11 protein-coding genes are annotated in these 12,768 nt (G+C 63.1%); 6 read left to right on the plus strand and 5 right to left on the minus strand.

Translation table 11 applies throughout. The features are described 5' to 3' along the window. Position 1 precedes the first annotated feature (1 nt). Positions 2-2,968, plus strand: a complete 2,967-nt coding sequence (locus Q8L50_RS08415; RefSeq protein ID WP_305348219.1) for a GAF domain-containing protein — start codon at positions 2-4, stop codon at positions 2,966-2,968. 21 nt (positions 2,969-2,989) lie between these two features. On the opposite strand, the gene Q8L50_RS08420 is transcribed toward Q8L50_RS08415, so the two are convergent. Next, positions 2,990-3,544, minus strand: coding sequence for a hypothetical protein (locus Q8L50_RS08420; protein ID WP_305348220.1), 555 nt, complete (start codon positions 3,542-3,544; stop codon positions 2,990-2,992). A gap of 196 nt (positions 3,545-3,740) precedes the next feature. Between Q8L50_RS08420 and Q8L50_RS08425 the strand changes: the two genes are divergently transcribed. Then, a complete protein-coding gene (locus tag Q8L50_RS08425) occupies positions 3,741-4,409 on the plus strand; it encodes a TetR/AcrR family transcriptional regulator (RefSeq protein WP_370869767.1) in 669 nt (222 codons plus the stop codon). Positions 4,410-4,600: 191 nt separating this feature from the next. Here the strand turns inward: Q8L50_RS08425 and Q8L50_RS08430 are convergent, their stop codons facing one another. Then, positions 4,601-5,455, minus strand: coding sequence for a metallophosphoesterase (locus tag Q8L50_RS08430; protein WP_305348221.1), 855 nt, complete (start codon positions 5,453-5,455; stop codon positions 4,601-4,603). A 182-nt stretch (positions 5,456-5,637) separates the two neighbouring features. Between Q8L50_RS08430 and Q8L50_RS08435 the strand changes: the two genes are divergently transcribed. Further along, positions 5,638-5,814: a hypothetical protein gene (locus Q8L50_RS08435; protein WP_305348222.1), complete on the plus strand. Its 177-nt coding sequence runs from the start codon at positions 5,638-5,640 to the stop codon at positions 5,812-5,814. Positions 5,815-5,838: 24 nt separating this feature from the next. On the opposite strand, the gene Q8L50_RS08440 is transcribed toward Q8L50_RS08435, so the two are convergent. Then, positions 5,839-6,834: a tripartite tricarboxylate transporter substrate binding protein gene (locus tag Q8L50_RS08440; protein WP_305348223.1), complete on the minus strand. Its 996-nt coding sequence runs from the start codon at positions 6,832-6,834 to the stop codon at positions 5,839-5,841. Positions 6,835-6,940: 106 nt separating this feature from the next. Next, positions 6,941-7,897 carry a LysR family transcriptional regulator gene (locus Q8L50_RS08445; protein WP_305348224.1) on the minus strand — a complete coding sequence of 319 codons (957 nt, stop codon included), beginning with the start codon at positions 7,895-7,897 and terminating at the stop codon, positions 6,941-6,943. 139 nt (positions 7,898-8,036) lie between these two features. On the opposite strand from Q8L50_RS08445, the gene Q8L50_RS08450 reads away from it, so the two are divergent. Next, entirely contained in the window at positions 8,037-8,573 is a 537-nt protein-coding gene (locus Q8L50_RS08450) for a hypothetical protein (protein ID WP_305348225.1), read from the plus strand. A gap of 135 nt (positions 8,574-8,708) precedes the next feature. Here the strand turns inward: Q8L50_RS08450 and Q8L50_RS08455 are convergent, their stop codons facing one another. Beyond that, positions 8,709-10,571 (minus strand): phosphoenolpyruvate carboxykinase (GTP), encoded by a 1,863-nt coding sequence (locus Q8L50_RS08455; protein ID WP_305348226.1) that lies wholly within the window; start codon positions 10,569-10,571, stop codon positions 8,709-8,711. Between the two features lie 415 nt (positions 10,572-10,986). Here Q8L50_RS08455 and modA point away from each other — a divergent pair, with 415 nt between their 5' ends. After that, positions 10,987-11,793 (plus strand): molybdate ABC transporter substrate-binding protein, encoded by an 807-nt coding sequence (modA, locus tag Q8L50_RS08460; protein WP_305348227.1) that lies wholly within the window; start codon positions 10,987-10,989, stop codon positions 11,791-11,793. 264 nt (positions 11,794-12,057) lie between these two features. Beyond that, the gene (modB, locus tag Q8L50_RS08465) at positions 12,058-12,762 is read left to right on the plus strand and encodes a molybdate ABC transporter permease subunit (protein ID WP_370869768.1); all 705 of its coding nucleotides are present in this window, start codon (positions 12,058-12,060) and stop codon (positions 12,760-12,762) included. Positions 12,763-12,768: the final 6 nt, after the last annotated feature.

The raw sequence follows: 12,768 nt of genomic DNA on the forward strand, positions 1-12,768 counted from the left end.
CATGCTGAGTTCTTGGGGGCTTCGTTCTCGTTTGGTGGCGCTGATCCTGATTGCCATGCTGCCCCTGCTCGGCTTGCTGGCGTGGGCCTTCGTGGACAGGCAGGCACGCGCGGTCACGCCGACCGACGCCGCGCTTCAGGTGGCCGTCCTGCTGGCCGCCGCTCTGGCTGGCCTTGTCGTCGCCTGGTTCGTGGGTCAGCGCATGCTTGTCAATCCGGCGGCCGCCATATTGCGCGAGGCCCGTGAGCTGGCGCGTGGCAACCTGGCCGCGCGGGTGGCCATCGGCTCGGTGGACCGGGGCGAACTGGGTCATCTTGCCAGCACCTTCAACGCCATGGCCGAATCCCTTCAGATGCGCCAGCGCGCGCTGGACCATACGCTGCTGGAGGTTGGCAAAGAGCGCTCCATGCTGGATCTGATCATCAACAGCATGAGCGAAGGTGTGATTGCGATTGATCTACAGGACCGCTTTCTGCTCTTCAATGCGGCGGCCAGAAAGATGTTTGCGGACCACCAGGCCGGCATGACACTGACGCAATGGCGCCAGGGCCACCAGATGCTGGCGCTGGACGAAGGGCAGGAGTGTCAGCCGCAGGACAGGCCGCTGAGCCGCGCCTTGCGCGGCGAAAGTGTGGACGGTCTCGACATGGTGTTGCGCCTGCCTTACCACGATGACAGGGTGCTTCGGCACAACGTCCGGCCACTGCACGATGAGACCGGCACCCTGGTAGGGGCCTTGGCCGTATTCACCGACATCACCGAGCGTCAGATGACCAAGGACTTCACCCGCGACCAGGAGCAGGTGCTGGAGCTGATGGCTGGCGGCGTGCCACTGCACGAATCGCTGGAGGCCATCGTGCGGTTGATAGAAGCGCGGGCCCCGGGCAGCCTGTGCGCCATCATGTTGTCCGAGGGTGGGCAGCTGCGTCATGGCGCGGCACCCAGCCTGCCCGCAGAATTCAACCGCCATATCGATGGCCTGGAAATCGCCGAGGGAGCAGGCGCCTGCGGCACCGCAGCCGCACGAAAAAAAGCGGTCATTGTCAGCGATATTGAGCGCGACCCGCTGATGCGCAACTATGTGGCGTTGGCGCGTGATTTTGACCTGCATGCCTGCTGGTCCACACCGGTGCTCTCGACCAGCGGCACGGTGCTGGCCACCTTTGCGATTTACCACCACGCGCCGTATGAGCCGCAAGCCCGCGATCACACACTGGTGGAGTCCGCAGTCAGGCTGGCGCGTATTGCCATCGAAAGTGCCCGTGCCGGGCAGGCCTTGCTGGTCAGCGAGGCGCGGTTTCGCGAGCTTGCCCAGAACGTCGAGACGGTGTTTTACAACCGCGACTTCGCCAGTGGCCGGTTTTTGTACGTCAGCCCCGCTTATGAAGAGTTGTGGGGCCGTAGCGTCGACAGCCTGGATGGCCAGCCCGATTCTTTTGGGCGGGGTATCCACCCGGACGATCAGGCCCAGCAAGCTCAGGGTGCGCAGGCGCACGCCAGGGGCGTCAGCACGCACCTGGAATACCGCATCATTCGTCCGGACGGCGCCGTGCGCTGGATTCGGGACCATGCCTATCCGGTGACCAACTCTGCTGGCCTGGTGCAGCGTGTGGTGGGCACTGCGCGTGACATCACCGATCGCAAGCTGGCGGACCTGGAACTGGCGCGCACCCACCGCGCGCTGAAAATGCTCAGCCAATGCAACGAAACCGTTATCCGCATGGACGATGAAACGGCATTGCTCAATGAGGTTTGTCGGCTGGCGGTTGAACTGGGCGGCTACCGCATGGCCTGGGTGGGTTTTGCGCTCAACGACGAGGCCGGCAGCATTGTGCCCATGGCGCGCGCCGGGCATGATGATGGCTACCTCGCAAGTATCAAGCTCAGCTGGCATGACAGTGAAGAAATTGGGCGCGGGCCCGCCGGTGAAGCCATCCGCAGCGGCCAGCCGCAGCAGCGCAGCGACATCAGTCAGCCTGATGCGCATTTCAGCTGGCACGCCCAGGCGCTGGAGCGCGGCTACCGCAGCGCATTGATGTTGCCGCTGCGCGATGGCGCGCACACCTTCGGTCTGTTGGGGATGTATGGCTCGGAGGTGGATCGGTTCTCTGCGGAAGAGGTCAAGCTGTTGCAGGACATGGCCGACAACCTGGCATTTGGCATCGGCAGTGTGCGTGCACGCCTGGAGCGAAAGCGCGCGCAGGAAGAAATACTGCGCCTCAACGCCAGCCTGGAAGACCGGGTACAGCAGCGCACCGGGCAGCTGGAATTTGCCAACAAGCAGCTGGAGGCCTTTTCGTACTCCGTCTCCCACGATCTGCGCACGCCGCTCAGTGCGGTCGATGGCTTCAGCAACCTGCTCAGCCGCGACCTCGGCAAAGGCGTTGAAGCTGAGCGCAGCCGACATTACCTGTCGCGCATACGTGCCGGGGTGGCGCAGATGGGTGAGTTGATTGATGCCCTGCTGTCGCTGGCCCAGGTCTCTCGCACCAGCCTGCGCTGGGACCAGGTGGACTTGAGCGCGATGGCAGAGGCCATCTTCGCCGCGCTGCGCGAGCGTGAACCCGCGCGCGAGGTGTTGCTCGATATCCAGCCCGGGCTGCAGGCCCACGGCGATGCGCGCCTGTTGCAGCAGGTGCTTGCCAATCTGCTCGGCAACGCCTGGAAGTTCAGCGGCAAGCAGCCGCAGACGCTGATTTCGTTCCGGCGCGAAAGTGCCATTGACGGCGATGACGTGTACGCCGTGCGGGACAACGGCGCCGGGTTCGACATGACCTATGCGGACAAGCTGTTTGGCGCATTCCAGCGCCTGCACACGGTGTCAGAGTTCAGCGGAACCGGCGTCGGGCTGGCTACGGTCCACCGCATCATCACGCGCCACGGCGGCAAGGTCTGGGCGACCTCCGAGCCAGGCCATGGTGCCATCTTTTATTTCACGCTCGGTAACGCGCCCAGCGAGGAGGGGTGATGGGGCGGTGATCGAAGTGGGTCAATAAAACCCGCGTTTTAGCAGCGTCTCGCGAAGGCTCATGGCCTTGTCCGCATCAAAAGCGCCTGCCGCCCTGGCCAGCACCTCGCCGTCCCGGTTGATGACCACCGCGTACACCTGGTCGGTCCCGTCCAGGCCAGCCGAGCGGACAAAACGCTGCCGGTCGGTGAACACCGGCAGCAGTCGGTCGCGCTCAGCGCCTTCAGGGTAGTGGCGCAAAAGCCTGGTTTCGATCGCCCCGCGAGCGTCGGGGTTGCCGGGGTCATGGAGGATGGGCATGCGCATCCAGGCGATCGACGGGTCGGCCCGCAGGTTCAGGCCCTGGATCCAGCCTTCAATATGCGCACGCTGGGTGCTGCGAAACGTGATCAGTGCAAGCGTACGTTCTGCGGGCAATCCGCCGGGTACAGTGATGGCTTGGTGGTTCAGGGTTCGCGCCATGAAAGAGGGTAGCCGGCCCATCACGCTGGTATCGCTGGGCGCCGCTGTCGCAAGCGCCACCGCCGTGGAGACAGCCAGCAGCCATGCCGCGATGGCGGGCCAGGGTGTGATCATACAGAGCTCCTAAAAGCGATACAGAAGCGAAATAGCAGCGAAACCAGAAATCTCTTTGTGCAAGATACCTGCCTGCGAAAACAGGACGGCGCTATTTAGGAACAAACTGTTTATTACTGTTTGGTAATATTCTGACTTTATGGTCAAAAATAACTCAAAGGCTTTGCATTTTGACGTGATTGGCTAAAATGAGCGCATGAGTACCACCATCACTTCCCGCACAAAGGCGAGCGCCGAGCAGGCGACTGAGCGCCCGGCCAAGGTTTCGTTCAAGGCGCAAATGCTTGCGGCGCGGGAGGACGCGATTGTGCGGGCGGTCAATCGGCTGCTCGCAGAAAAGGGCTTTGACCTGATGACCGTGGACGAGGTGGCCGCTGATGTCGGCATTGCCAAGGCCAGTCTTTACAAACATTTCCCCAGCAAGGAAGACCTGGCCGCCGCGGCCATGGTGCGGGTAGTCGAGCTGGCGCAGGCCTTTCTGGCCGGGCTGCCCGCAGATGCGGAACCGCTGCAACAACTCAAGGCCATGGTGCGCTGGATGCTGAACCTGCAGCTGGCCGGCGAGATGCCGTCGCTGCCGCACCAGAACTCCAGCCTGCGCACCACGCTGGTCAACAACAAAGCGTACCTGGATGGTCTGGTGCGCATCAGCGACCAGATCGGTGCCTGGATAGAGCGCGCGCAAAAGGCCGGCTCGCTGGACCCCAGCCTGCCGCCCATTGTGGTGCTGTACACCCTGTACGCTAGGGCCTGCGACTCGGTACTCGAGTTTTTGCGGGCCAGCGGCTTGTACAGCGATGAAGAGATCGTTGAGCTGGTGATACGCACCTGCTTTGATGGCCTGAACGCCAGACAGGACCGGTAGCGGCCCGCTTGCCTTGCCTTGGCTGCCTGTGCGCAGGCTTCAATTACAAGGCGTAACCATTTCGGTGGCGCTGCGCTGCGCCCTGATTGTTTGTCTACCACCGGCTTCTGCCCAAGGTGTCGACCGGGCGGCCAGGGCCGTGACATGGGTTGCTACCAATATGATAGCTATTTTCGCATGACCCATAAGGGCTAGGGCCCGATATTGATAAGCAATTCGGGCCGAAAGCCATCCTGCTCTCCCTTGCGCGCATAACCCAGCGGATTGGCCACCACCCGGCAGCCGTTTTGCACATAGTCGCTGGGGCAATGCAGGTGGCCATGCAGCCAGAGCTGTGCCTGCACCAGCAGGTCATCGAGTGCGTTGCAGAAACCCGCTGTGCCCGGCGCCCGCCCGTAGCGAGGGTCGGCGCTGAGCAGGCTGGGCGCAAAGTGCGTTACCACCACCGTCGGGCCGGCGAATGGCGTGGCCAGGGCCAGGCGCAGCCAGGCCTGGCTCTTTAGGCCCAGCCTGCGAACCGCCTCGGCCAGCATGGGCTCGCCGTTATCCAGTGCATGGTTTTTGCGCAGGTAAAAGTTGGCGGCGCGAAAGGCCTTTTCCCTGGCCTTCAACTGCCCGGACAGCGCCAGGGCGGGGTCTGCGTCGGGGTCGGGCGCCAGCGCGTCAAAGTCTGTCCACAGCGTGCTGCCGACAAAACGCACACCGGCGATTTCCAGCACCTCGCTCTCCAGCCAGATCAGCCCCAGTCGCTGGCAGACCTGGCGCAGGCGCGCATAGGTAGCGGCAAAATCCTGCGCGTCGTATTCATGGTTGCCGGGCACAAAAAGCACCGGGGTGGGCCAGCCCGCTCCACCTTGCGTGACCGGCAGCGGTGAAAATCGCGCAAGCCCGAAGTCGCTGTCGTGCAGCAGATCGGCCAGCAAGGAGCCGGACTGGTAGGAGCCGATGTCGCCGGCCAGCACCAGCAGGTCGGCGCCGGGGAGTGGGCGGGCCACAAAATGCGGGTTCGATTCAAGGTGCAGGTCGGACAGGAGCTGGATGTTCACTGGGCGATTGTGCAGGAAGACTTTATGGCCTTCCGAGGGAGGTATCGTCGCGGGCTCATGCCCGCTGGTCGCCAAACTATGCGGCTTGCGCATGGCAAAAGAGCTGGATTGGGCTTGTAACCCTAGGGAAAACCCTTAATCTGGAGGTATTGCAACTTTGGACGCCGGACAGGCGATCTTCCATGTATCAACTTTTGAGCCAGGTCTTCCGTTTTCTTCCCAGCTTGCGGCGTGTGGCGCCGGTGCACGGCGTGGCGCACAACCTGCTGGAGCGTGCCGAGTCAATTGCCGGGCGCAACCCGCGGCGTGCCCAGGAATTGCGCCGTGCGGCGCGTGCCTACCTCAAAGTGGTGCGCTGATCTGTCGGCAGACGTGGCGGATCGCTAAAGTTTCACGCCCGCCCCTTTGACGGCCGGTGCCAGCACTGCGACCTGTTCCTTGACAAACCCGGCAAATGTGGCGGGGCTGGTCGGGCTGGTCGTGATGCCGAGATCGAGCATGCGTTTCCTGATGTCGCTGCCCGCCAGGATGTCGTTGCAGGCTGCGTTAAGTCGTGCCACCACCTCAGGCGGCATTTTGGCAGGACCGCTCAGGCCAAAAAAGTTCTCCAGCACCAGCTTGCGGTAGCCAAACTCCAGCACGCTGGGCACCTCGGGCACCAGCGCTGAGCGGCTGGCCGACGTGACAGCCAGCGGGACCAGCTGCCCGCTTTTGAAGTAGGGCACATACGCCGTCAGGACGTCAATGCCCACAGGGATCACGCCGGCAATCAGATCCGTCGTCATGGGCGCGCCGCCCCGGTAGGGGATGTGCACCAGGTTCACACCTGTGTTCTTTTTCATGAGTTCGCCGTAAATGTGCCCAATCGACGCTGGGCCACCCGAGCCAAAGTCGAGCCGCCCCAGTTTGCGCGCCTGTGACTCCAGGTCAGGCATGGTTTTGATGGGTGCGGCCGGGTTGGCCATCACCACGCAAGGCGCGTTGCCGATCAGCGCAATGTGGGTGAAGCTTTCGACCGGGTCGTAGGGCTGCTTCTCGAGTGCGAAAGGACCGATGGAAATCGGTGTGGAGTTGCTCAGCATCAGCGTGTAGCCGTCGGCGGGCGCCTGTGCGACCAGCAGGCCACCCACACTGCCGCCGGCGCCTGGCCGGTTGTCGACCACCACCGCCTGTCGCAGTTTTTTCCCAAGCTGTTCGGCCATGACCCTGGCCACAATGTCGCTGGCGCCGCCCGCTGGAAAGGTCACCACGATCCGTATCGGTTTGTCCGGCCAGGCCGCCAGAGCCGGCAAGGCCATGGAGGCAGCGCCAGCGGCCAGCGTTTTCAGTACGCCGCGGCGGCGAACAGGCAGGGGGGAGGTCAGGTGGCGGATGGGCATGTTGGGCTTTCGTGGTGGGGGTCTGCCGCCAGATGCAAATAGCATGCCTTGGTGCCACCGTAACGGCAATGTGGAAACGCCGCTTCCCCGGTCGGGTGCGGGATGCTCAGCTGGAGAAGGCCTTGTCAGCCGCCCGCACCACCGCCTGGCGCAACCAGGCATGTGCGCTGCGTTGCTGCGAGCGGCGGTGCCACAGCGCATCTACATGCACCGGCGACACATCGAAAGGCAGTGGCCGCAGCACCAATTGATCGGCGATACCTGTCACGCGCGCAAAGTGTTGCGGCAGAACCGTCAGCAAATTGGAATTGGCCACCACCCGGCCAGCGGTGAAAAACTGGTTCACTGTCAGCACCACCCGGCGTTCGCGCCCCAACGAGGCCAGTGCCTCGTCGATAAAGCCGTAGGGCCGGCCGGAAAAACTCACCAGCATGTGCCGCGCAGCGCAGAAGCGGTTGAGCGTCAGCGGCCCGCTGGCCAGCGGGTGCCCGGTGCGCATCACGCAGACGTATTGCCCGTCGTAAAGCCGCTGGTGCTCGAAGGCACCGGGCCCGCCACTTTGTGCCTGCGCGGTGAGGTCGGCCAGCACCGAGGGGAAATAGCCCACCGCCAGATCGCAGCTTTCTTCATCCAGCAGGCGCCGTGGGTCGCGCGTGGTCAGCGGGATCACGCGGATGGACACGCCGGGCGCTTCCCGTTCCAGGGTGTCAACCAGGCCCGGCATCAGTTCCGCCGCGGTCGCGTCGGCCATGGCAAGCACAAAGGCGGTATTGGCGGTGGCAGCGACAAACTCGCTGGGCGACAGCGATGCCTGCAGCTGCGCCAGGGCCTCGCGCACGGACGGCCAGATCGCCAGGGCGCGCGGCGTGGGCGCCATGCCCTGGCCGCTGCGTTGAACCAGCTCGTCCCCCAGCGTTTCGCGCAGGCGCCGCAGCGCGTTGCTGACAGCAGGTTGGGTCAGCGACAGGTTGCGTGCGGCGCGGGTCAGGCTGCGTTCGGCCATGACTTCGTCGAACACCCGCAACAGATTGAGGTCCAGGGTACGGAAGTTGGGGGCTCTCATCGAGTAAAGGTCGTGTTAATACATCACTATAGTGAATAACCATCATCATAAAGATAAAGTAGAGAAACATGAGTATTAACCCTAATATTCCCCTGTGCCCAGCCAATATCGGTGGCGGCACTCAATCAGGGGAACCACCATGACCAGCTTTGTCAATGTCAAATATCCCGCCGAACATCCTGGCGTTGTGCGCGTCGAGTCAGCACTGGCGGCTGCCGGGCACCTGAAGAAGCAAGTCTCTGGCGCCCGCGGCCTGGCGACCCTGCTGCTGGCGGCCATGGTGGCCGCAGCCACGGTGGTGGCCTATCAGGTGATGGACAGTGTCGCCGAAGGCCATTTGCTGGTGATCTGGATTGCGCTTTGGGCGATCGCCTTCGCCGCTTTGGCCCTGTTTGCCGGTGTAGCCCGCCGCCTTGCGGCCCGTGCGGTGCAAAGCTTGAACGCCTGGTCAAATGCAATCGCTCAGGCCAGGGCCGATGTGCGGCTCTGGGAAGCCGCCAGGGCGGACCCGCGTGTCATGGCCGATCTGCAAGTGGCCATCGCACGCCGTGAAAACGTCACTGACGCGCTAGAAGCTGCCAGCCCCACTGTGCCGACGTCGTCGCAGAAACCCGCCTCCCGCATCAAATGGGACCTGGGGCGTGTGCTGCGCCAATACCCCAGCTACCGCATCTGAACAGCCGCCTGTCGCATCAAGCAAAAAAGCCACCGGGTCAGGTGGCTTTTTTCATTCCAGCGGCTTGCCGGGTACGGGTCCGGCGTGGCGCAGATCATGCGCCACAACGAAACTCTTCCTGCTTCTTCTTGCCGGTCAGGCAGCCAGGCGGCGCTCAATCGCGGCTTTTGTCTCCCCCAGCTCTTTAGGCAGGTGGTGTTCGAGTTGTTTGAACAGCTCGGCATGCAACTCCAGCTCTTTGACCCAGGCGGCCTTGTCGATGCTGGTGACGGTGTTGAACTGTTCGGCACTGAAGTCCAGCCCGGTCCAGTTCAGGTCTTCGTAAGCCGGGCTCACGCCGGTAAGGTGCTCAGAGCCCTTGCCGGTGCCTTCAATGCGGTCGATCATCCACTTGAGCACGCGCATGTTCTCGCCATAACCGGGCCAGACAAATTTGCCGTCTGCGCCCTTGCGGAACCAGTTGGTGGTGTAGATTTTGGGCAGGGCAGCGCCTGTGGCGGCGAGCTTTTTGCCCATATTCAGCCAGTGCTGGAAGTAGTCGCTCATGTTGTAGCCGGCAAAAGGCAGCATGGCGAACGGGTCACGACGCACCACACCAGCCTGGCCGGTGGCGGCGGCCGTGGTCTCGGACCCCATGGTGGCGGCCATGTACACACCTTCGACCCAGTTGCGCGCTTCGGTCACCAGCGGCACAGTGGTGGAGCGCCGGCCGCCGAAGATAAAGGCGTCAATCGCCACTCCTTTGGGATCGTCCCAGGCGCTGTCGAGCGCCGGGTTGTTGATGGCGGCCACCGTGAAGCGGGCGTTCGGGTGGGCCGCTTTGGCGCCGGTATCCTTGGCGATCTGCGGCGTCCAGTCCTTGCCCTGCCAGTCGATCAGGTGCGCCGGCAGGCTGCCGCTGTCCTTTTCCATGCCCTCCCACCACACATCGCCATCGTCGGTCAGCGCCACGTTGGTGAAGATGACGTTTTTGTCCAGGCTGGCCATGCAGTTCGGATTGGTGTGGAAGTTGGTGCCAGGGGCCACGCCAAAATAACCGGCTTCGGGGTTGATTGCGTAAAGCTTGCCGTCAGAGCCGGGTTTGATCCACGCGATGTCGTCACCAATGGTGGTGACCTTCCAGCCGTCAAAACCGGCCGGCGGGACCAGCATGGAAAAATTGGTTTTTCCGCAGGCCGAGGGAAAGGCCGCTGCCACATGGTATTTTTTACCCTGTGGGTTGGTGACACCCAGAATGAGCATGTGCTCGGCGAGCCAGCCTTCGTCCCGCCCCATGTTGGAGGCGATGCGCAGCGCAAAACACTTTTTGCCCAGCAACGCGTTGCCGCCATAACCGGAGCCGTAAGACCAGATCTCGCGCGTTTCGGGGTAATGCACGATGTATTTGGTCTTGTTGCAAGGCCACTTCACGTCTTTCTCGCCGGCGGCCAGCGGCGCGCCCACGGTATGCACGCAGGGCACAAACTCGCCGTTGACGCCAAGCACGTCAAACACCGGCTTGCCCATGCGTGTCATGATTTTCATGTTGACCGCCACATAGGGGCTGTCCGACAACTCGATGCCGATGTGGGCGATGGGCGACCCCAGCGGGCCCATGCTGAAAGGCACCACATACATGGTGCGGCCCTGCATGCAACCATCAAACAGCGGCGCCAGCGTGGCGCGCATCTGTGCGGGGTCCATCCAGTTGTTGGTCGGGCCTGCATCTTCCTTATTGGCCGAGCAGATATAGGTACGGTCTTCGACGCGCGCCACATCGGTTGGGTCGCTCTGTGCCAGAAAACTGTTGGGCCGTTTGGCCTCATTGAGTTTGGTGAAGGTACCTGCATCGACGAGTTGCTGGCACAGGCGCTGGTATTCGGCTTCGCTGCCATCGCACCAGTAGACGGTGTCGGGTTTGCACAGGGCGGCCATGTCGGCCACCCAGGCAATCAGCCGGGCATTCCTGACGTAGCTCGGTGCATTGAGGTTCAATCCTTGCATCGCGGGGTGGTTCATCGAAAGGCTCCAAAGTTAAAAAGCGTGATTTCGATAAATGTCGGATGGCAGGCAGCGCAGTGCGGCAATGGCTGTGGCATCGAGACATCTGTCGAAATGGCGCTGCTTGCGGCCCGGCGTCCAGCCGCAACGGCTCGAAAGCGGGGCACCAACTGACATCAGACAAACCCCGGGCGGCGGGCGGGGCCACAGCCGGGATATGCTGCGGCGCTGCGCCAGAAAAAACAGTGGATGGATTGTTTTTTCGGCTTCCACGGGTCGGCCAGTAGGTCCATTTTATGAAGATCGCTGTCGGTTACCGGCTGGTTACAGGCAAAGTCCATGCATAACCTGCATAAGGTTATGCATAGCCCATTTCGCGGTTCAGGCAGTCGTGACGTGCATAGGTCGAATGCCGCAATAATGAAGTTTTCAGATGGCGGGTTGGATCATGGGTATGCAGATGATGGGCGCAAAACGCCGCTTCAGGCTGGTTGCTGTCTCGCTGCTTCTGGCGCTGGCTGGCCCGGTTCTGGCCCAGGCCTATACCTCGCCGAAACCCGTGCTGGTCGCGGCGGCCGCCAATATGCAGTCGGCACTCACCGAGCTGGTGCCGCTGTTCGAGCGTGGGCACAGAGCCCGCGTCAGCCTGACACTGGGCTCGTCGGCGACGCTGGTCCGGCAGATCCAGCAAGGGCTGCCGGCAGAGCTGTTTTTATCGGCCGATGAAGACTTTGTTTTTCGCCTGGCCGATGCCGGGCTGACGCAGGACCGGGGCGTGGTCTACGCCACGGGCCGCCTGGTGCTGCTGGTGCCGAGTGGTTCGCGTCTGGTGCTGGACCCCGGGCTGAGCGGGCTCAAGGCCGGGTTGTCCGAGGTGCGTAAATTTGCCATTGCCAACCCTGAGCTCGCGCCTTACGGCAAGGCGGCGGTGCAGGTCTTGCAGATGCAGGCCCTCTGGCCCGGGCTGCAAGGACGGCTGGTGCTGGGCGACAACATTGCGCAGACCACGCAGTTTGTCAGCACCGGCGCGGCAGAGGCGGGCATCACCGCGCTGTCGCTGGCGCTGGCGCCAGAGGTGGCGGCGCGCACGCGTTTTGTGCTGATCTCCGATGCGCTACACGGGCCTGTCCGGCAGCGCATGGTGCTGCTCAAAAATGCCGGCCCTGGCGCGAGGGCCTTCCATGATTTTCTGCAATCGCCGGATGCCAAGGCTGTGCTGGCGCGGTACGGATTTCGCTGAAGCGATAAAACGCTCCTGAATCAATAGCTGCTTGTGCAGGCTGCATAAAGGCTAAAGGCCGAATTGGCTCCATAAAATGGCTTCTGCCATCCAGTCCGCGTCGCAGTGCGCCCCGGCGCGGGGCTTCGCGGTACAGTCTGAGCCGTCCCCCTGGCTTTTGTTGCCCAGTTTCCGGGCCGAAGAAAACCCCATGAAGAAGATGACCGCTGAAAGTCCACTTGCCCTACCGACCGTTGAGCGCCTCGCCTCCGGGCTGGGGCGGGCGTGTGCGCGCCCTGCCGCCCGGTGGGTGCGCTGAACATGGACTGGCAGGCGGCCCGCGTTTCCTTTGTGCTGGCGCTGTGCACGGCGGCCTTGTTGCTGCCCCTTGGCCTGTGGCTGGCGCGTTGGCTGGCCACCACGGCCTGGCGCGGGCGGCCGGTGGTGGAGGCGCTGCTGATGCTTCCCTTGCTGCTGCCACCCACTGTGGTCGGCTTCTACCTGCTGTCCACGCTGGGACAAGGCTCACCCGTGGGTGCCTGGCTGGCCCGCAGTTTCAATCTCCGCCTGGTGTTCAGTTTTGAGGGCTTGCTGTTGGCCAGCCTGCTGGTGAACCTGCCTTTCATGGTGCAACCCTTGCAGCGCGCCTTTGCTGCCATTCCTGTCAGCCTGCGGGAAGCCGCCTGGGTCTGTGGTCTGAGCCCCTGGCGGGCTTTCTGGAAGATAGAGCTGCCCCTGGTCTGGCCAGGGCTTCTGGCCGGGGTCGCGCTGACCATGGCCCACACCCTGGGTGAGTTTGGCGTGGTGTTGATGGTAGGCGGCAGCATCGCGGGCGAAACCCGGACCCTGTCGATTGCCATTTATGACCGGGTGCAGGCCTTTGATCTGGCCGGGGCGCATGTGATGGCGCTGGTGCTGGTGCTGTGTTCGCTGGCGGCGCTGGTGCTGGTGTTTGCAGCCGGCAGGGCGCGGCCCTTGCAGGAGCGCTAAGGCGCT

It is taken from the genome of Polaromonas sp., from assembly GCF_030680935.1.
GTDB lineage: Bacteria > Pseudomonadota > Gammaproteobacteria > Burkholderiales > Burkholderiaceae_C > Polaromonas.